The sequence below is a fragment of the Dehalobacter sp. MCB1 genome (assembly GCF_003590275.1).
GTDB lineage: Bacteria > Bacillota > Desulfitobacteriia > Desulfitobacteriales > Syntrophobotulaceae > Dehalobacter.
The window spans coordinates 176,700-197,845 of the sequence record NZ_LXPC01000001.1 but is presented as its reverse complement, the minus strand read 5'-3'; the positions used below and the strand labels follow the sequence as shown (position 1 = coordinate 197,845).

The window sequence follows — 21,146 nt, the reverse complement described above, 5'->3', positions numbered from 1 at the left end:
TCCTGTTATTTTGGCAACTTTCGTATTTTTGCTATTAGTAATGTTATTACAGGCGAAAATTCAAACGTAAGGGTGAAAAAAGGCCCTGTCCCAGTTGCAAAACCAACGTTTTGTGCCAGATAAGTAAATGACAGAATAGATAAACTAACAATGATACTTCCAATCGGAAGTACCAGTGGCCTATAGGAACGTAAATTAAATAATCGGGCTATCCCTAATACAGAGCCATAATACATGACGCTTACTTTGATGAACATTGCAATTAATAATAAAGTAATAACAAGCATTTCCAGCCTGGTTATGATCTCTGCCAGGTCTATCAGGCGCACTGATTCGATCGAAGGGGAAACCATAATCGTCGATGTTACTCCCAGCACAGCTGTATTGCGAACCGTATCAATTAATATGCTGCCCCCCCCAATGATTAATCCTAGGATAACAGACTTTTTTGCTTCTACTCCCTTGTTCACATAGGGCATTACCATGAGAAACACCACGATTTCACTAAAGGGAAGGGTCAGCATGACATGTGTACCCTGAATAAAATCCTTCAGGGAAAGATCAAAAAATGGCAGGAAATTGGTTAGTTGCATGTCTTTCAGCAGTAGAAAAAAAGTGATTAGGATTACAAATATGATGATCATGACAAATACAACACTGGTTCGGGCAAGGACCTCTATTCCATTGCGAACTGTCCAGGCGCAGATGCAAGCAAATAGAATACAAATTGCATACTTAGGAGTTTCCGGCATCAAGTAATACTTTATGATTTCGCCGACATAGGTTAACATAAAACCTGCAACAGAGCAAAAGAACCAAATATATAAGGCAGAAACCAGTTTGCCTAAATAGGGACCATAGACAATACGATTGATTTGTATCAGGTCCTTGCCGGGAAATTTACTCGCTAAGGCAATATAAACCATGGCAAGGGGGATACTTGCAGCCAATCCGGATAAAACAACCAGCCAAGTATACTGCTTGGTAATTATATTCGTAATTGCAACTACCATAACAGAACCCTGGACATATCCTGCAACTAAAAACATCAATTGTGAACTTGAGATGATTCCTCTTTCAAGTCTCATGAATTACTCCTTGGCAGGTACGGCAGGAGCGCTGATATTGCCTGTACTGCGCAGCGTGGTATCGATATTTAACGCTACTTCAATGTCCGGAAAGACCTCGTCCCATTTCATCTTTAGTTTCTTCCACTCGGAGGGGTATTTCCAATAGATTGACTCACCAAAACCGAAGATATCTGAATTGAGATCCTTGGCCGTTTTTAAAGCAGCTATGATTTCCTTTCTGATTTCTGCGGATAGTTCTTTTTCCAGAGAGGCAACATGGACTGGTGATGTTATGTCTTCTGAACCACTTTGGCTATTGATAATCCCTTCGGCTTTGATATCCAGCTTTATCAGAATCGTGTCATCTTGGATGACAGGTGTCATTTTACTCTTCGCACGCATAATCTCCAGGCTCACTGTACCATCACCGCTAGGGACAGCAACATTAATCATTCCGCCTTTTACTTTGTTGATAACCCATAACAGTCCGCGCGTTTCACGTTTATTCAGTTCGCCAACCAATTTATCATGCTTAAAAACTGCTGTCCCAAAGACTTCCACTGTTTTTTCATTTCCGTCACTGGTCACTCTAATCAAAGGTGCGATAGGAGCAGTGGTCTTGTTCATTAAACGACGAATAAAATCAATTAGCCTAACTGTTGGCGATTCAGACGTTACATTTTGCGTTTCAACTAATTTGGCAATATTAATTGCCGGCAGCTTCTCCAATTCAGGCGAAACATCAAGTACCTCATTTGCCCGGTCTTCGGAGACCACAATCAGAACATTAAAGCGAGTCTCATTATCCCGTATAAACGTATCAATATATTTTTGTATTCCTTCTTCAGCCAACTTCCTCTCGATTATCAAAACCTGATTATGTGGGAAATACAACTTGTGGCTGGATTCATGACTAAAATCCCTGATAATTTCAGAGGCAACATATCCCGTTCTTTTTATGTTCCAGTAAGCGTTTGTCCCGTTCCCGCCGCTCCCACCACTCTTATTTTTAGCAGAAGCAGATTTTAGTTCACCTGGTTTTACAACTTGTGTCGTCAATTGTATTTCTCCGGGTTTCTCGGCTTTATCTAAACCTACGCCAACCACGAACGATAAAGAATTTAACTCATGACGGCTCCAGCATCCGCTTATGGGTAAGGTTAACATGAAACACATTAAGATTTCTAAAATAAAACCCATGCGATTTTTCATCAATTGCCTCTTGTTTTCAACGTTATTAAAGCCGGTCTAACTCTTGTCTTCTTCTGAAGGACGGCTGGGTTTTAATCTAAACTCCTGGCGCTGAGGGTCATGCCAGCCTATCGTCCTGGGGCGGGCAAACATTGCCCAAATAGGCACCCTGATGAATGAATCTTTTAAGTCTTGCGTACTGAGGGGAGCGAAAGGTGATAAATAGGGGGTGCCAAAAGATCTTAAAGAAGCCAGATGAATAAATGCCCCCATTAATCCAAGTGCAATCCCAAACCCTCCCATTGCCCCGGCTAGGACAACAAGAATTAATCGTAAGATACTGCCGGAATCTGTTTGGGGAGGAACCACAAAACTGCAAATTGCTGTCAAAGCGATCACGATAACCATAGGCTCTCCGATTATTCCGGCGCCTACAGCAGCCTCACCAATAACCAAAGCCCCCACAATACTAACTGCTTGACCAATAGGGCGGGGCAAGCGAACCCCGGCCTCCCTGAGGATTTCAAATGTTGTTCCCATAATGAGCGCTTCTGCCATCGCAGGAAAAGGGACGCCCTCCTCGGATGCAGCCATGGTAAAAAGTAAGGAAGTAGGAATCAATTCCTGGTGAAAAGTTGTTAAAGCAACATAGATTGCCGGAGACGTAATAGAAATAAAAAAAGCTAAGGTTCTGAGGAGTCTAACCACGCTTGCAAAATAAGGCCGGGAATAGTAATCTTCAGCGCTTTGGAAACTTTCCATGAAAACCATTGGAACGGTAAGTACAAAGGGGGTCCCGTCCACAAAAATAGCCGCCCTTCCCTCCAAAATCTTGGCTGCCACAAGATCCGGTTTTTCACTGTTAGCAACTGTGGAGAAAATAGAAAAAGGAGCATCCTCAATGAACTGCTCGATATACCCTGATTCCAGAATTGCATCCGTCTTAATTCTTTGAAGACGCCGTTGAATTTCTTTGATAAGCTGTGGAGGAACGAGATCTTTAAGATAGGCGACACAAATCGTGGTTTTCGTTTGTTCACCTATTTTCATCGTTTCCAGAGTTAAATTCGGGTTTTTTATTTTACGGCGCAACAGGGTTGTATTGGTAAGTAAATTTTCGGTAAAGCCTTCCCTTGGGCCCCGGACAACGGATTCTGTTTTGGGTTCATCCACGCCACGAGTTTCCCATCCTTCAGTGCCAATGACTAAAGCATCTTTTGAACCATCCATCAGTAGAATCGTTTTTCCGGACAAACAGCCATCTACGACTTCATTGATCGTAGAAGCTTTTTGAACCATTCCTACCGTAAGCAGCGTTGCCTGAATGATACTCATATTATTCATTGGTGAGGTTTCCTGTTTGGAGCTTAGCCGGATATCATACATCAATGGTTTTATAATATTTTCGTTAATGATGGCTGTATCCGTCATTCCGGATAAGAAGACGATCGCACCACGTGTAACTCCCTGATCACCAAAGTTAAATTCCCGCATATTAACATCATAGCTATTTCCGAACACACCTTTTAGTGCAGTAAGGTTTTTGTTCAGATCGTCGAAAAGGTTAGATTGCGAATTCCCTGAATGATTGGCGTCAGCGCCGTTATGATTTGCTAACTGCCAAAAACGCAGTTTAGAATGAATGTAGCGGAACATACTGCTTTCATCCTTCCACTTTGAACCTAACCTTACGTAGTATTTCCCGTTAGGAATGAAGTTATTTATGAATACTGTTTTGGATTCAAAGATTGGCTGAGACGTAAGATTTGTGAACTGGAATATGGAATGGGATGAAACGGCGATATGTGTTATCTTTACTTGTAACTGATATTACAATGTGTTAGCATTGACGTAACGGATATGACAAAGGGAGCTAGGGCGATGGAGATCGCTCTTTTTAATGAGAAAAGAATATGAGCAATAACAATAAGATCCGGGAAAAGAAGATCTTGGGCATAGAGAAGAACATCTTTTTCGTAGGCCTGACAAGCTTTCTAACGGATACGACAACGAAAATGATTTATTCTGTGATGCCGTTATTTTTAATGTCCTTGGGAGCAACTAAAACGGAGCTCTCTTTGATTGAAGGGATTGCGGAGAGTACGGCATCCGTGCTTAAAGCGTTATCCGGCTGGTGGAGCGACAAGATCAGAAAGAATAAGCCATTTATGGTCATAGGGTATGCTTTCACGGCAGTTCTTTCACCCATGTTTTCAGTGGTAACCTCACCGCTGCAGATTCTGCTTATCAGATTTACCGAGCGGGTTGGCAAGGGTATCCGGACAGCGCCAAGAGACAGCCTGATTGCCGCGTCCTCTGAAGACGGCAACAAAGGTAAAAACTTTGGCTTTCACAAAGCGATGGATAACAGCGGGGCGATCGTTGGGCCGCTTCTAGCAGCAGGAATCCTGCTGCTGTTTCCAAATGATTACCGGCTGGTATTTCTTATAGCAGCCATCCCAGGCTTGCTGGGACTGATAAACATTATATGCTTCGTGAAGGAAGCAAAATCGGAAAAGATGGAGCCACTTGGAAAAATTACATTGAAGGACTTCCCGAAAAAGTACTATGCCTTTCTTGGAATCATCTTTATCTTTACGATGGGAAATTCAACCGATGCGCTTCTTTTGGTCAAAGCCAGTGATATTGGGATCAAAGACTCCTTGATTCCGATGATCTATCTGGTCTTTTACGCAGTGTCGGCACTCTTTTCCGTACCGGCAGGCATGCTGTCAGATAAAATCGGCAGAGAAAGACTGATTATTTTTGGCTATCTGCTGTATTCAATCCTATATTTCGGGTTTGGCAGAACAAACAGCGGAACCGTACTGGTATTGCTCTTTGCACTGTACGGACTCTACAGCGCAGCCACTGACGGCGTGCAGAAGGCCCTAGTGTCTGATTTGGTTTCCAAGGATAAACGGGGGACAGGGCTGGGCATCTACAACAGCCTTGTAGGTATTACACTTCTTCCGGCCAGTGTCATTGCAGGCTTGCTCTATGACCATGTTAATTACAGTGTGCCATTTTACTATGGCTCCGTGATGGCACTAATTGCGGCATTGTTCATGATGATCTTTTATCGGAAAGGTCTAACGCATCTTGGACCTGATGTTAAGTCCTAGGTGGTTAAGCGGAAAAAGTCAAATATAACAGAACAACGTTCAGTGAGATAATAAGACTTACGATTACCGCACCGGCAGCATTGGTGATTTTGCGGTTTGTCATTTCACCCATTATGTCCCGGCGTTTGGTGATCAGAAGCAGCGGAATGACTGCTGCCGGCAGCGCAAAGCTTAAGGTAACCTGGCTCATAATCAGCATCTTCATCGGGTTAAGGCCAAGCCACAGGAGAATGATGGCCGGAATCATAGTAATTGCCCGCCGGATATTGACCGGAATATCCAGACCAATGAACCCTTTCAGCATGCATTCCCCGGCCATAGCGCCAACGGTGGATGAAGAAAGGCCTGAAGCAAGCAGCGCCAGGCCAAAAGCGCCGCTGGATAAATTGCCAAGCAGAGGTGTCAGGGACTTGTGTGCCTGTTCGATGGAGTCGACCGGTCCCTGGTTAAAAAAAACGGCTGCAGCGATAATAACCATTGCAGCATTGACCAGGAACGCGATATTCATGGCAAAGGCAATATCAAAGCATTCCATTCGGAAATGCTTTTTTGCTTCGGCCAAATCATCGGAGGTACGTCTTGCTTTCATCAAGTCCGAATGGAGATAAATGACGTGCGGCATAACGGTTGCACCCAACATGCCGACGGCCACCATAATGCTTTCGGGACCTAGGCTTGGAACCAAAGTGTGCAAAGCGACTGCGGACCAATCCGGTTCAGCCAGGAACAGCTCGAGACAATACGAGGCCCCGATGACGGCCACCAGGCTGATGATAATTCTCTCAACCATGTGCTGGCCAAAACGTTGCAAATAAACAATGACGAAGGTCAGACATATGGTTATCAGGCCTGCTGTCACGAGCGGTATGCCGAAAAGTAGGTACAGGCCAAGCGTCGAGCCCAAGAACTCTGCCATGTATGTTGCAATAATGGCAAACAGCATGATAATCCAAAGTGAAAAATTTACCGGTCTGGAGAAAACACGCCCGCACTGTGTAGCAAGATCAACACCGGTAACAATGCCGAGCTTCGCCGACAGTGTTTGTAGGAAAATTGCCATCAGGTTGCTCCATAAGACAACCCAAACGAGATTGTAATTGAAATTGGAACCCGCGCTAATGTTGGTGGCGAAATTACCGGGGTCAATATAGGCGACACTCACGATGAAGGCCGGACCCAGGTACTTCAACGTGCCTTTGATCTTTTCCGGCCAGGTATTTTTAGGCAAAGGTAATGTTAATGAAGTTTGAACAAGGTTGATTTCTTTGCTCATTGTTTGAGTCCTCCAATTTTTCTGTTTACGGTCATAAAAGGCACGAAAACGATATAGGTATAACTAATCAAGGTGAGGCAAAGGAAGTGGGGAAGATGCTTTCACCAAGCTTAGAAGACTATTTAGAGGAGATTTACCGATTTTCGCTGTCACTTGATACAGTTCGTGTTACGGACTTAAGTCATAGGCTTCAAGTGGCTTTACCATCTGTGACCAAAGCTCTCTACAAATTGCGGGACTATGAATACATTAAGTACGAACCGTATGGCGAGATCAAGCTTACGGATAAAGGAAAAGAGTACGGGTTTTATCTGGTAACCAGGAATCAATTGCTGCAGGAATTTCTTGCCCTGATATGTAGCCAGTGTAATTTTGCTGCTGAGGCCGAGGCGATGGAACACTACCTCTCAGCTGCAACCATTGATGCAATTAAAACGTTGGTAGGATTTATCAAGAGCCATCCGTCCTGGAAACAAGAGTTTGATGATTTTGTTCAGATTCATTCGAAGGAGAATTTACTGTAGGCACTGTAATTTTGGGAGTTGTAGATTATTTCGATAGGTTAGCCTTAGCTAACTCTAAGGAGTGATTCTAAAATCAGGATATGTTAGATAGGAAAAAGTGTTACAGAATAAAGGTAAGCCTGCCACAACATTTGTTGGGCAGGCTTTTTTACGGTACTCATCAACATCTGACTTGCCGAGAAAGGCAATTCCTTAACTTACGATCCTGTAATACACCCGGGCCGTCAACGTATAGACGACCCCATAAATCAAGCCGAAGACCAAGATGGTACCGACCGTACAGCTGATGAACAGCGGGATATTTGTAAGATTTAACACTGCGAGCAGCTTGGTAATCATTTTAAAAGCGGCAAGGATGTGGATCCCAGCCATCAGGATCGGCAGAAAAAAGACCATTACGATCTGGCTGCTGATCGCGCGTTTGACCTCACTGCGGCTTAAGCCCACTTTTTGCATGATTTCAAAACGTTCCTTATCGTCATATCCTTCCGAAATCTGTTTGTAATAGATGATCAGTACCGTCGCCATCAGGAAAAGCGTGCCGAGGAATAGGCCCAGGAAAAGGAACCCGCCATATAGCGCATATGAGTCACCGGCGGCTGCCTGCCTGCATTTCATCGTGCTGATGTGGTCAGGAAACGGTGAGGGCAGCGGTTTATTCAGCACGGCTTTGATCGCATCATAGCAGACTAGCTTTTCTTCGTCGGTGCCATCAAGATTAAAGGAGATATCCCCTCTGATCGAACTTGCCCGATTGCCATAAGCAATTTTTTGCTGGGCATAAAGCTGGTCCAGCACGCTATCGTCACTGACTACCATAAAATAACCGTCGACAAGCCTGGCGTTGAACTGACCGGTAATCGGGATGCTGTCTAGATGTTCTCTGACTCGGAAACTCTGATTAAACAGGCTGAAAGATTCACCGATTTGCCTGCCATTGCTGTAGACCAGCACCTCATCGACAGCCAGCGCGACCTTTTTTCCGGTCAGATGCTCATATTCAGCAGTAGTAATAAAGCACAGTTCCGAGGCGTCGGAGCTGTTGACATAGTTATTGGTATCCGTGGTGAAAGTATCCCCGGCTTTACCCACAGCAAACGACAGTGCGGTATAATCGGTTAATTTGCTGAGCGTGCGGCCTTGCTCACTTACAGTGTCCTGAAGCTGGCGGAGTCTGCTTTCTATTTCTCCGTCAGCAGGATTTTTGAAGCCGACAGAGATATCAGTCGGAAAGCGGTTATCCAGCAGGTTTTCCATACCGTTGTACAGAGAGACGGTCGTGGAGACCATAACCAGCACCATGGTCGAGAGGATGCAAATATTGGACAACCCTACGGCGTTTTGTTTCATGCGGTAGATCATCCCGGACACGGCAATAAAATGTTTGGTCTGATAGAAAAAATGCTTGTTTTTACGCAGGAACTTTAAAAGTACAATACTACCGGCCGTAAACAGGCAGTAGGTGCCGATGATCACGAGAATCACAGCGATGAAAAACAGAGAAATCGCAGACAGCGGAGACTCTGTCACAATTGCGATCGTATATCCTGTCCCGAGTGTCAGAATTCCCAGGATCGCCAGTATCCACTTGGTCTTGGGTTCCCGTTCACCCGTTTGGCTGCCATGAAGCAGTTCGATCGGTTTGGCCAGTCTGATCTGCATCAGGTTAGAAAGCAGGGTGGCCAGAAAGATGCCGAAAAACAGTGAGACAGACACCAGCAGGGAAGCACTGCTTACAGAAAATCCCCACAGTATGGTAAATTTAAGCATCTTGAACAAGATCAGTATGATGAGTTTGCTCAGCAAAATGCCGAGGGACAGACCGAGGACAAGGCTGACCGCAGCGACGATAAACGTCTCAAATAACAGGACCCAGGCAATATGCCGCTTTTCCATGCCGAGAATATTATACAGTCCAAGTTCCTTTTTACGGCGTTTCATCAGAAAGCTGTTGGTATAGAACAGGAAGATTGCAGCAAAGATTCCGACGACGATACTGCCAAAAAATAAGATTTCCTTCAGTGATCCAGCCCCGAGCATATCGTTAAGACTGCTGTTGGTGGCGATATAACGCATAATATAAAACATGGCGACGGTAATAATGCAGGTTAGCAGATAGGGAAGATAAAACTTGCCGTTTTTCTGAATGTTGAGGAAAGCCAACTTCGGATAAAAAGTGCGTTTACGCATAGCGTTCACCGCCCGTGGCAATCATGGTAAGCGTGTCCGAAATTTTCTGGTACATCTCGTCATAGGTCTGGGAGGCCTTGTAGAGCTGATGAAATACTTCACCGTCCTTGATAAACAGCACCCGCTTAGCATGGCTGGCTGCTTTGACGCTGTGCGTGACCAGCAGGATCGTCTGGCCGTCATTGTTGACCTCATTAAAAAGCTGGAGCAGATCGTCGGTGGCGTGAGAATCAAGTGCACCGGTCGGCTCATCGGCAAGGATCAGCTGGGGATTCGTAATCAGCGCCCGGGCCACAGCAGCGCGTTGTTTCTGGCCGCCCGACACCTCATATGGAAACTTATTAAGGATGTCGGTGATGTGCAGTTTATGGGCGATCGGCTTTAGACGGAGGCTCATTTCTTCAAAGGATGTGCCCGAGAGCACCAGTGGAAGAAAAATATTATCCTGCAAGGAGAATGTATCGAGCAGGTTGAAGTCCTGGAACACAAAACCGAGGTTGTCCCGGCGGAAAGCCGAGATCTCACTTTCCTTGATTGTTACAGTGTTTCTGCCATTCAGCAGAACCTCGCCGCTCGTCGGTTTATCCAGCGCAGCAATGATATTCAAAAGTGTGGTTTTGCCCGAACCCGACTCACCCATAATCGCGACATACTCGCCTTGTTCCACCGAGAATGTTACATTGGTAAGGGCCTGGACCTGGGTGCCGCCAAAGCGCGTTATGTATATTTTCTTCAGGTTGCTGACACTTAAAAGAGACATGAGAATTCCTCCTGTATAGTTAATGGGATTTAGGGTTGACATGGTCCTAGTACTACGATAACAAAAAGAGGAAATGCCAGCCATCGGCTTGGCTTTCATTTCCCCGGCTAACCTTACCGTTTTGTAAGGTTCGAGCGATCAAACATCTATTTCTTTGTCTACTCAGCTAAAAAATCAATACTATCCAGTTTGATTTTGATGCAAGTCCCTTTGCCCACCTTGGATTCAATCTCAATTCCATGCCCAAGCTTGGTCAGAATGCGTCGGCAGAGATACAGACCGATACCGGTAGATTTTTTGTCTTCCCTGCCGTTGTAGCCGGTAAAGCCCTTTTCAAACACCCGCGGCAGATCCTCTGGCTGGATGCCGATGCCTGTGTCCGCGATAAGCAGCGTCCGATCCTCGGTATAAATGGAGATTTTCCCTTCCTTTGTATATTTCAGGCTGTTGGAAAGCAATTGTTCAAGCACAAATACGAGCCACTTTTCATCTGTCAGCACAGTCAGATCGCTCTCCATAAAATCAAGCGGTATTTTCTTCAGGATGAACAGCTTTGCATACCGGCGCGCCGCCTGGCGGATAATTTCATCTAAGTCATATTTTTTCAGCACAAAGTCAGAGGAGCCGCTATCCAGCCGTAGATAGTACAGGACCATCTCAACATACTGCTCAATCTTGAACAGCTCCATGGAGAGCTCCGCTTTTTGGGGAGGGTCTTCGGACTGGAGCAGCAGCTGCATCGCGGCAATCGGCGTCTTGATCTGGTGCGCCCACAGTGTATAATAGTCGGTCAGGCCGCTCTTGATGCTGTCGGCCTGGGAAATCTGCAGCATGCGGTCGGTGTGGACCGCTTGGAGAAGAACCTGGTAATCCTGCTCAAGCAAATCGCGCGGGGCAGGCAGGCCGTCTACGCTCAGGGTGACGCGGCTCAGTATATCATGCAGGGTTCTATGACGTCGTAAGTACCGGAAGAAGCCAACTGCAGTAAAAATCAGCCCAGCAAAGACACAGAGCAGGGCAGCATAGGCAACAGCCTCTACAGGCAAAGCATAAAGAGAAAAAACAGTGGCAAATACGACTGCAAACAGGCCAAAAAGAGCAACGGTCCCGACGTGGCGTTGCAGGTAATTTAACAAAATATTTGGTTTCGTGCGATTCATATTTGATTCACACATACGTACTCCATGAGACCTAATTTCATAATTATGAAACTTATGAAACCAAATGATGGATTCTTTGCTGATCACGGCACCAGATAGCCAAGCCCTTTTTTTGTTGTAATAAAGTCGGAGAGACCGGCCGCTTCGAGTTTTTTGCGCAGACGCGTCATATTCACGGTCAGCGTATTCTCGTCGACAAAGCTGTTGGTCTCCCAGAGCCGCAGCATAATCGTGTCACGGCTGACGGTCTTTCCCTTGTTCTCCATCAGCAGTTGCAGAATCTTATAGTCATTTTTGGTTAAGTCAATTTTTTCTCCGTTATACGTCAGGGTGGTATCGTTCATATTCAGGATGGCACCGTGATGCAGCAGAAGATGGCTTTGTCCGGAGAAATCATAGGTGCGGCGGAGCAGGGCCTGTACCTTGGCCGTTAGGACATCCAGGTCAAACGGCTTTGCAATAAAGTCATCGCCGCCCATATTCATAGCCATCACGATATTCATGTTGTCCGAGGTGGATGAGATAAAGACGATCGGGACTTTGGAAATCTTTCTGATCTCATTGCACCAATGGTAGCCATTGTAAAACGGCAAAGAGATATCTAACAGTACAAGCTGCGGATCATAATGGACAAACAGCGACAGGACGTTCTTGAAATCTGCGGCGCAGGTTGCTTCACAGCCCCATGTTTCAATATGGTTTTTGATTGACTTTGCAATGATGCTGTCATCCTCGACAATCAGGATTTTGTGCAACGTCGTCACCCACACTTTGCTAATAAGAGATTGATTGCATAATTTTCCTCAGTATACCATGTGTTCAAATGAAGCGGCAAGGTGAGTTGAACGCTTCTTGCTAAATCATCCTATCGGGCGTATGATAATGTTCTATAGAGAGCTATAAAAGCTAAACAATAAAGAGTTAAACGAATGAAGAGTCAGGGTGGTGGCGTCGTGCAGGATATTCGCGCCAGGGCTGCAAAGGAAACCGGAAAACTAAAAATCTTCTTTGGCTATGCCCCGGGTGTAGGGAAAACCTATGCGATGCTTGATGATGCCCACAGCCAGCTGAAAAGCGGGGTAGATGTTGTTCTAGGTTATCTGGAGCCGCATACAAGTCCTGAAACCATTCAGCTGCTGGACGGACTGCCGGCATTGCCGCCGAAGACTGTTAACCATAAAAACCGTTACCGCAAAGAATTTGATCTGGACGCCGCTTTGCAAAGAAAACCCGAGCTCCTGCTGGTTGATGTGCTGGCCCATAGTAATGCGGACGGCATGCGGAACAAAAAACGCTACCAGGATATCGAAGAGCTGCTGAATGCCGGAATTGACGTCTACACCACAGTCAATGTGCAGCATATCGAAAGCCTGAGAGATCTAATGCAGGATATCACGAAGGTTAATGAGCAGGACACGATTCCGGACTATATGTTTGACAGCGCCGATAAAGTTGAGCTGATCGATATCGAGCCGGACGAACTGATGAAACGCTGCGGGGAAAAGAAGTGTCCCTTAAGTCTTGAAAGCCTGCGCCTCCTGCGTGAGACCGCTATGCGCAAGGTTGCGGATCGGATCGTCAACGAGAATCAAAATGAGCAGCGCTTATCCGTAAAAACAGCCGGAATTAAGCTATTAGTCTGTATCAGTTCTTCGCCGTCGGCCGCTAAATGCATCCGCTGGACGGCCAGATCCGCAGAGGCCTTCCATGCCCCGTGGACTGCTTTGTATATCGAAGATATGGAAAGCAGGTATTTTACGGAAGTAGAAAAGAAGAACGTCCAGGAGAATCTGGATCTGGCCGAGCTCTTAGGCGCCAAAATTGTGACACTGAACGGACATGGTCTGGCTTCCATCATTTCGGAATATGCCAAGCTTACGGGCATCACAAATATTGTCATTGGGAAAAGCAGAAATAAAAAGACCCTGAAAACATTATTTGATCCGGCACTTGAGGATAAGCTCATCGGGCTGCTGCCAAACATTGAAATTCATATCATCCCAAGCAGCTGCCCTCAAAGATCCTATCGCGAGCCGCGAAGGAAGCGGATCAGCCAAGACCTGTTCTTATCCTGGATGGATATCTGGAAAACGATAGGGGTTTTGACTGGGGCAACTCTGCTTTCCTTTGGCCTTCGGGCGCTGGAATTTGGCAATCAAAATATTATCATGGTCTATATCTTGTCTGTGTTTTTTATTTCCAGGCTCACCATGGGGTATGTGTACGGCATGACTGCCTCGGTCTTAAGTGTACTTGTTTTTAACTTCTTTTTTATTTCGCCGCTTTTCACGTTTTATGCCGTCCAGACAGGCTATCCGGTCACTTTTGTGATTATGCTGGTTGTGGCTTTGATCACAAGTACGACGACTGTCCGCATTCAGACCCAAGCACGGCTCGCTGCGGAAAGAGAAGGGCGTACTGAGCTATTGTATGAGATTAATAAAAGGCTTTTAACAACCAGAGGGCTTCAACATATTGTAACGCTGACGAATGAATACATTGTGAAGCTTTTTAAATGCTCAGCGGTATTTTACACCCGGGATCAGTATGGGCCGGCAAACCTGCATCGTTCATCCAATCATCAGGATTCATCAGGTATCCTGACGCAATCCTCCGCAGAGCCTGATGCTTCGTTTCTGCTGTCGGAGCGCGAAAGAAAGGTTGCGCAATGGGTATTTGCCAATCAAAAACAGGCCGGTGCAGGAACAGATACACATACAGAAGCAGGCGCTTATTATATGCCGATCATTTCCCAAGGCGATGTGCTTGGCGTGATTGGAATTTCATGTCTCAAAGGCAGATTAAACCGTAATAACCGTCTGCTGCTAAAAATGATTATTTCCCAAGTCGCCATGGCTTTGGAACGGCAGTACCTGTCTGATGAACAACGGCAAATATTAATCGAGTCAGAAAAAGAAAAAATGCGAAGCAATCTGCTGCGTGCAATTTCGCACGATCTGAGGACCCCGCTGACCGGCATTCTCGGGGCGAGCTCAGCAATCCTTGAAAATGGTGATCATCTGGATAAAGAGACCCATATCCAACTGGTCTCAAACATCAAAGAAGATTCGCAATGGCTGATACGTATGGTCGAAAACTTATTGTCCGTGACCCGGATCAAGGAAGGAACCATGAATGTCGCCAAAACATCTGAGGCTGCGGAGGAGATCGTGGCCGAAGCAATCAGCAGAACCCGTCATCGATACCCGAACCGTAAAATAGTAGTGCAGGTGCCTGAAGACCTTTTGCTGGTGCCGATGGATGGAAAGCTGATTGAGCAGGTTTTGATCAATTTGCTCGAAAATGCGGTCAAGCATTCGCCGGATGACACCGTGACCGCGGTGCAGGTGACAAAAGCCGGAGCTCAGGCTGTCTTTGAGGTTAGTGACAACGGACCAGGAATTGCCGAAGAGGATTTCCCGTATTTATTTGAAAGTTATGTGCCCTGTGGCAAACGCAGCTCGGATTCAGCCCGTGGAATGGGAATCGGTCTGTCCATATGCATGTCGATTATCAAGGCCCACAATGGGAAAATGGAGGCTGCCAACAAAGAACAGGGTGGCGCCGTATTCCGGTTCACACTGCCTCTGGAGGAAGAGAACATTTATGAATAACAAACCCATGCTCCTGATTGTCGAAGATGATGAAAAAATCTGTAACTTTATTTCGGCGATCCTGGCTTCCAATGATTATCAGATTATCCGGACAGCCCGGGGGAAAGAGGCTGTCTCAATGGCGGCATCCTATTCGCCCGATTTGATCCTGCTCGATCTCGGTTTGCCGGATATGGACGGCGTGGAAGTGCTGCGTACAATCAGGCAGTGGAGCGGAATCCCGATCATCGTTGTGTCGGCCCGCGGACAGGAGCGGGAAAAAGTTGAAGCCCTGGATCTTGGTGCGGACGATTACCTGACCAAACCGTTTGGTACTTCCGAGCTGCTGGCCAGGATAAGAACAGGGATCCGTCATAGTCAAAAGAACGTCAGGGTCAGTTTCCCCGAATCAGAGAAGATGACAGTCGGAGATCTCGAGATAAACTATCAGAAAAGACTTGTAGCCATCGCCGGTAAAGAAATCCACCTTACACCGATTGAATACAAGATCATTGTGCTGCTTTCCAAAAATATCGGGAAAGTACTGACTCACGATTTCATCATGAAGGAAATATGGGGACCTTACACCAATGAGATCCAAGCGCTCAGGGTCAATATGGCCAATATCCGCAGAAAGCTGGAAATCAACCCTGCAGAACCCAGGTATATTCTAACCGAGGTTGGGGTAGGATACCGGATGGTTGAGGAGATTTAGCCCGCATAAACGGGCTTTTTTTATTTGGCATAATCTTTATACATTCTTTATATGAAGGGCGTATATCTGAATTCTTTCTTTATGCCATTGGTGTTATAAATAGGTGTGCGAACGAAATTAACCTTTTTTGGTATATCATGAAGTATAAATACTTCATAATATATCTAAGTGCAGCGAAGGCTGCCTACGGCCATGGATGGCAAAGAACGCAACTATTTTAATTGGATGGTGAAACATTTCATGGCATCTGCCCTTAAACGCTTCTTAATCGGGCGTCCCTTAAAATCAACGGAGCTCGGCGAACAGAAGCTGAACAAGAAGAAAGCCCTTGCGATTCTTTCTTCCGACGCTTTATCCTCGGTAGCGTACGGCCCGGAACAAATCCTGATCGTTCTCTTTACGGTCGGAGCGGCAGCATTCTGGTATTCTGTTCCGATCGCGATCGGCGTTTTGGTTCTCTTAATCGCTTTAATCCTGTCGTACCGGCAAATCATTTTTGCTTATCCGCAAGGCGGCGGAGCATATGTCGTATCAAAGAACAACCTCGGCATGAATTCAGGCTTAATCGCCGGAGGCTCCCTGCTGGTTGACTACATTCTGACTGTAGCGGTTAGTGTGTCTGCAGGAACCGATGCACTTACCTCAGCTTTCCCGGCCTTGCATGCCCATACGGTAGGTATCGCTGTGTTTTTTGTTCTCTTAATTACGGTCCTTAATCTGCGCGGGATAAGAGAATCCGCTTCTATCCTGGCCTATCCTGTCTATTTGTTTGTGACGGCCCTGTTTATTTTAATTGGTGTCGGTCTGTACAATGTCTTAACCGGTCAGGTACCGGCCGAACTGCATGCGGCTGTCGGCACACCTGTCGCAGGGATAAGCTTGTTTATTCTGCTCAAGGCCTTTGCCTCCGGCTGTTCGGCTTTGACTGGCGTTGAAGCTATTTCTAACGCGATCCCGAATTTTAAAGAGCCCGCTCCGAATAATGCGGCCAAAACATTGATGGCGATGGGTAGTTTGCTCGCGATATTGTTTTTTGGGATTGTGTTTCTGGCCTTTTATTATGGAATAGCCCCGAACCCACAGGAAACGGTTGTTTCCCAAATGGCTGAAGGAATATTCGGACGTAATTTTATCTACTACTTTATTCAGGGCACAACCGCGTTGATTTTGATTCTGGCCGCAAATACCGGATACTCGGCTTTCCCTTTGCTGGCTGTGAATCTTGCCAAAGATAAATTTATTCCAAGGATGTTCACGATCCGCGGAGACCGTCTTGGATTCTCCAATGGAATCCTTATCCTCGGCTTTTTATCGATTGTTTTAATTGTGGCTTTTAAAGGACGAACGGAGCGCCTGATTCCGCTTTACGCGATTGGCGTGTTTATTCCGTTCACCCTGGCCCAGACCGGAATGATCGTGAAATGGTTCCGTGAAAAGCCGAAAGGCTGGATGCCAAAGCTGATTATTAATTCGCTCGGGGCGCTGATCAGCTTCGTCGTTGTCATGATGTTCCTGTTAACCAAGTTCACGCAGGTTTGGCCGATTTTGATCTTCCTGCCGTTGATTATTCTGCTCTTCCATAGAATCCACAAGCATTATATGGACGTCGCAGAGCAGCTTCGGGTATCGGCGGCTGAGCCAACAGTACCGATTAAAGGAAATATTATCATTATTCCTGTCGCAAGTATCACGCGCGTGGTGGAAAATGCGTTAAACTATGCGAAATCGCTGTCGGCAAACCAGATCATTGCGGTAAGTGTTTGCTTTGATAAGGAAGAAGAGAAAAAACTCGAGGAAAAGTGGGAGAAATGGAATCCCGACGTCCGTTTGGTAACGTTGAATTCTCTACACCGGAGCATTATCCACCCGCTGACCAAATTTATCGATATGATCGAACACAAAGCAACCGATCAGAATTATCAGATCATGGTTCTGATCCCGGAATTTATTCCGAAAAAAGGATGGCACCATATTCTGCATAACCAGTCGAGCTTACTAATTCGCACACATTTGTTATATCGGAGAAATGTGTGCGTGGCGACGATACCGTACCATTTACAAAAATAAAGCTAAATAACCGATCAGACAGAATCACATAGCCTTGATCTTACTTGTTTCGATTCTTTGTAAGTCAGGAAAATCATGAGCACATCGAAGATCGTAAGCAGAATCAGAAATGCGGAATGTGTGAACGTATAGCGGTAAAGCTGGTAAACGACAAACAAGATTAAGGACAAAATGGCCAAAGGGTAAGCCCACAACTTTTGGCGCCATAACAGAAGTACGAGAATGCATTTGATGATCCCGTGGGACAGCAGGTAGAATACCACAAAATGCTGCGTGCTGAAGGAAAAGTTGGGGCTGGAATGGATCAGGTAATTGGCAAACAAGTCTTGCGGGTCTTCGGATAATTCATGCTGCGTCAAGAGGCGTATCAGCCAGTTGTACCGGTCCGGCGTCAGAAACAGCAGCAAGATACTGCCGATGATTTCCAGCAGACCGTCAATGCCTTTCATCAGCAAACCGATTTTGAAGCCGATATGGAAAATATCTTTCTGTTTATTTGTCTTAGGTGTTGTCATCTTTATATCCTTTGCGTAATATTAAAAAATAGGTCCCTTTTAATCGTATAAGATATTTATTAAATGTCCACTAAAATTCAATTAATTATTCATTAAAAAAAGCGGATGCCTTAAAACATCTAAATAAAATCGTCTAAATAAAATTTGCATAAAACATTGCTTAAAAAAAAACAATATGGTAAAATTCAACTATCTCTTTGCACTGCATATCAATCTACAGTACAAACTGAGCAGGCGATGAACTTGGACACAAGTTCATGGGGCTGGGCCCGATGGGCAGCAGGTGATGATATACAATACCTGTGGGACAGTAAATGTTCTACAGGTATTTTTATATCCTTCAAGAAAATAATGGAGGCATCTGTATGACAGAACAACAGATCAGGGAACTGCAGGGACTTTCAAGTTCCGAAGCCAGACAGCTTCAGGAAAGGTTCGGGAAGAATGAGCTGGTACCTGAAAAAAAAGAAAGCTTTCTGCACAAGATCCTGCAGGTGATCAGTGAACCCATGTTTTTGCTGCTGCTCATTGCAGCTGTGATCTATTTTATCCTCGGAGAACCCCGGGACGGCGCCATCATGCTTGTTTTTGTTGTCGGGATTATCAGCATAGAAGTCATCCAGGAATGGAAAACCGACCAAACACTTAGGGCTTTGAAGGATTTATCCACACCGAAGATTTCCGTACTGCGCGATGGGATGATGCAGATCATCAACAGTTCGGACCTGGTGCCCGGCGACATCATGTTTATTGCTGAAGGCGTCAAAGTGCCGGCGGATGGCACGGTTTTAAAAGCGAGTACACTATGTGTCGATGAATCCTCGCTAACCGGCGAATCGGCAGGTGTCTGGAAAGTTGTCTACGGAGATAAGGCTGCCGATGGGGAATTGTCCCCCGACAGCAAAGAATACTGGCGACGGGACTATTGCTACGCCGGGACGCTGGTTACCCAGGGCACCGGAGCGATCAGGGTCGATCAAATCGGCCCGGCTACCGAATACGGAAAAATCGGGCAGGAAATAGCCGCCGCGCCTGACCGTCCGACCCCGCTGGAAAAACAAACCGGAAAACTGGTCAAGCTGTGCGCGGCAATTGCCGCAGTTTTATTCGCGCTGGTCGGAGTCGTAACCTATTTCAATCTGCCGGACCATGTTGGCAGTGAACGGGTCATTGAAAGCATTTTGTCTGGGATCACCCTGGCCATGGCCATGATCCCGGAGGAGTTTCCTGTTATTTTGACCGTGTTTCTATCGATGGGTGCCTGGCGACTGGCCAAAAAGCAGTCACTGGTCAGAAGATTGTCGTCCGTAGAAACGCTCGGGGCTGTATCCGTTCTTTGCGTCGATAAAACAGGTACCATTACCATGAACAAAATGACGGTTCGGGATACCTGGAGTCTGAACGACGACGGCGAAAGGTTGATCCGGATTATGGGCATGGGCTGCGAGCCGGATGCCTATGACCCGATGGAGAAGGCTATGATTGCTTACTGTGAAGCGCAAGGGATTGGCAGAGAGCTCCTTTTTGGCGGAGAGCTGATCAAAGAATATGCGTTCACGGATCAGACCAAGATGATGGGACACGTCTGGCAAAATGAAAATGAGCTTGTGGTCGCAGCCAAAGGCTCGCCTGAACGTATTCTGGACGTATGCAGTCTGACGGATCAGGAGAGAAAAGTTGCCGAGCACAAAATCAGAGAAATGTCGCAGCAGGGCCTGCGGGTGATTGCTGTTGGCCAAATGGTACTGGCCGGCAAAGAGGAAGTCCCGGACACCCTGCCGGAATGCCGGCTGCAGCTTTGTGGCATGATCGGTCTTGCCGACCCGCCGCGGGAATCTGTTAAGCAGGATATTCAAATCTGCAACAAAGCCGGGGTTCGGGTCGTTATGATCACCGGAGATAACGGGATTACGGCAAGCACGATTGCCAGGCAGATTAACATGCCGAACTGCGATAAGATTATCACCGGCGATGAGCTGAATCAAATGAGCGAGGAAGAACTGCGTCAGAAAGTCAAGGATGTCAGTATCTTTTCCAGGGTAATTCCGGAACACAAAATGAGAATCGTCAAAGCTTTTAAAGATAACGGCGAGATTGTCGCGATGACCGGAGACGGCGTCAATGATGCGCCAGCCTTGAAATATGCCGATATTGGGATTGCGATGGGCAAGCGCGGTTCTGAGGTTTCTCGTGAGGCTGCCGATCTGGTCCTGCTGGATGACAATTTTTCAACCATTGTTGATACCATTAAGGATGGCCGAAGAATCTATGATAACATCAGAAAAGCCGTGGGCTATGTTTTCACGATTCATATCCCGATCGCATTTGCCTCTTTACTTGCACCCTTCCTGGGAATCAGTCCGGCGAGTCTTTTGCTGCTGCCGCTGCACGTGGTACTGCTTGAAGTTGTCATTGACCCCACCTGTTCCATTGTGCTGGAGCGGCAGCCGGCCGAACGGGATATCATGGATCAGCCTCCGCGCAGTCCCGACGAAAAGCTGCTCACTGCAAAAATACTGACCAAAAGTGTCCTACAGGGTCTCGTGATCTTTGGGGCATCATTCGGCACCTATTTCACTATGTTAAACAACCATCCTGATCAGGCTTCTCTGGCCAGGACTATGGCACTAGCGATTATTTTGCTGGCAAATCTCGTGTTGGTTCAGGTGAACAGCTCCAATACGGATTCTGCTTTTCGGTCTTTTGCGAAATTGATCAGAGATAAGGTCATGTGGATGGTAAATATTGGAACCCTAGCAGGATTGCTTCTTATTATCTATACACCGCTGAATCATTTATTGAAGCTCGCGCCGTTGTCCTGGAAACAGCTTATCCTGGCCGCTGCTTTGGCCGTCGTATCTGTCGGCTGGTATGAGGTTGTCAAAGGGTTTAAGCGCTGGAAAAGAACATAATATTCAATGAATGCTCATCGATCGTTCATCAAACTGTCACATGGGTCATTT

General features: G+C 46.3%; 15 protein-coding genes and 1 riboswitch. Of the genes, 6 read left to right on the top strand and 9 right to left on the bottom strand.

Features of this window, described 5'->3' with window-relative positions; translation table 11 throughout:
• Positions 1-5: 5 nt before the first annotated feature.
• Genes A7K50_RS00905 through A7K50_RS00895 form a run of 3 tightly spaced genes read right to left on the bottom strand, consistent with a single transcriptional unit; the run spans position 6 to position 3,917 of the window.
• Positions 6-1,088, bottom strand: coding sequence for an endospore germination permease (locus tag A7K50_RS00905; protein WP_119774391.1), 1,083 nt, complete (start codon positions 1,086-1,088; stop codon positions 6-8).
• A 3-nt stretch (positions 1,089-1,091) separates the two neighbouring features.
• Positions 1,092-2,282 (bottom strand): Ger(x)C family spore germination protein, encoded by a 1,191-nt coding sequence (locus A7K50_RS00900; RefSeq protein ID WP_119774390.1) that lies wholly within the window; start codon positions 2,280-2,282, stop codon positions 1,092-1,094.
• A 36-nt stretch (positions 2,283-2,318) separates the two neighbouring features.
• Positions 2,319-3,917: a spore germination protein gene (locus A7K50_RS00895; RefSeq protein ID WP_119774388.1), complete on the bottom strand. Its 1,599-nt coding sequence runs from the start codon at positions 3,915-3,917 to the stop codon at positions 2,319-2,321.
• Positions 3,918-4,174: 257 nt separating this feature from the next.
• Between A7K50_RS00895 and A7K50_RS00890 the strand changes: the two genes are divergently transcribed.
• Entirely contained in the window at positions 4,175-5,386 is a 1,212-nt protein-coding gene (locus tag A7K50_RS00890) for an MFS transporter (RefSeq protein ID WP_119774386.1), read from the top strand.
• Positions 5,387-5,390: 4 nt separating this feature from the next.
• Here A7K50_RS00890 and A7K50_RS00885 read toward each other — a convergent pair whose 3' ends face one another.
• Complete coding sequence (locus A7K50_RS00885; RefSeq protein ID WP_119774384.1) at positions 5,391-6,659, bottom strand: Nramp family divalent metal transporter; 1,269 nt, start codon at positions 6,657-6,659, stop codon at positions 5,391-5,393.
• Positions 6,660-6,754: 95 nt separating this feature from the next.
• On the opposite strand from A7K50_RS00885, the gene A7K50_RS00880 reads away from it, so the two are divergent.
• Complete coding sequence (locus A7K50_RS00880) at positions 6,755-7,183, top strand: metal-dependent transcriptional regulator (RefSeq protein WP_119774382.1); 429 nt, start codon at positions 6,755-6,757, stop codon at positions 7,181-7,183.
• Positions 7,184-7,375: 192 nt separating this feature from the next.
• Here the strand turns inward: A7K50_RS00880 and A7K50_RS00875 are convergent, their stop codons facing one another.
• From A7K50_RS00875 to A7K50_RS00860, 4 genes are all read right to left on the bottom strand, one after another.
• Complete coding sequence (locus A7K50_RS00875) at positions 7,376-9,373, bottom strand: FtsX-like permease family protein (protein ID WP_119774381.1); 1,998 nt, start codon at positions 9,371-9,373, stop codon at positions 7,376-7,378.
• Positions 9,366-10,133, bottom strand: a complete 768-nt coding sequence (locus A7K50_RS00870) for an ABC transporter ATP-binding protein (RefSeq protein ID WP_119774379.1) — start codon at positions 10,131-10,133, stop codon at positions 9,366-9,368. The genes A7K50_RS00875 and A7K50_RS00870 overlap by 8 nt, the downstream gene beginning before the upstream one ends.
• A 158-nt stretch (positions 10,134-10,291) precedes the next feature.
• Positions 10,292-11,308: a sensor histidine kinase gene (locus A7K50_RS00865; protein ID WP_119774377.1), complete on the bottom strand. Its 1,017-nt coding sequence runs from the start codon at positions 11,306-11,308 to the stop codon at positions 10,292-10,294.
• Between the two features lie 68 nt (positions 11,309-11,376).
• Positions 11,377-12,048, bottom strand: a complete 672-nt coding sequence (locus tag A7K50_RS00860) for a response regulator transcription factor (RefSeq protein ID WP_119774375.1) — start codon at positions 12,046-12,048, stop codon at positions 11,377-11,379.
• A gap of 174 nt (positions 12,049-12,222) precedes the next feature.
• On the opposite strand from A7K50_RS00860, the gene A7K50_RS00855 reads away from it, so the two are divergent.
• The 3 genes from A7K50_RS00855 (at position 12,223) to A7K50_RS00845 (ending at position 17,668) form a co-directional block, all read left to right on the top strand.
• The gene (locus tag A7K50_RS00855) at positions 12,223-14,907 is read left to right on the top strand and encodes a sensor histidine kinase KdpD (RefSeq protein ID WP_119774373.1); all 2,685 of its coding nucleotides are present in this window, start codon (positions 12,223-12,225) and stop codon (positions 14,905-14,907) included.
• Positions 14,900-15,601 (top strand): response regulator transcription factor, encoded by a 702-nt coding sequence (locus A7K50_RS00850; protein ID WP_119774371.1) that lies wholly within the window; start codon positions 14,900-14,902, stop codon positions 15,599-15,601. Before A7K50_RS00855 ends, A7K50_RS00850 begins: the two co-directional genes overlap by 8 nt.
• A 240-nt stretch (positions 15,602-15,841) precedes the next feature.
• Positions 15,842-17,668, top strand: a complete 1,827-nt coding sequence (locus tag A7K50_RS00845; protein WP_119774455.1) for an APC family permease — start codon at positions 15,842-15,844, stop codon at positions 17,666-17,668.
• A gap of 14 nt (positions 17,669-17,682) precedes the next feature.
• On the opposite strand, the gene A7K50_RS00840 is transcribed toward A7K50_RS00845, so the two are convergent.
• Positions 17,683-18,183 (bottom strand): DUF2127 domain-containing protein, encoded by a 501-nt coding sequence (locus tag A7K50_RS00840; RefSeq protein WP_119774369.1) that lies wholly within the window; start codon positions 18,181-18,183, stop codon positions 17,683-17,685.
• Positions 18,184-18,399: 216 nt separating this feature from the next.
• Positions 18,400-18,496: riboswitch (NiCo riboswitch) on the top strand.
• Between the two features lie 52 nt (positions 18,497-18,548).
• On the opposite strand from A7K50_RS00840, the gene A7K50_RS00835 reads away from it, so the two are divergent.
• Positions 18,549-21,095 (top strand): cation-translocating P-type ATPase, encoded by a 2,547-nt coding sequence (locus A7K50_RS00835; RefSeq protein ID WP_119774367.1) that lies wholly within the window; start codon positions 18,549-18,551, stop codon positions 21,093-21,095.
• Positions 21,096-21,146: the final 51 nt, after the last annotated feature.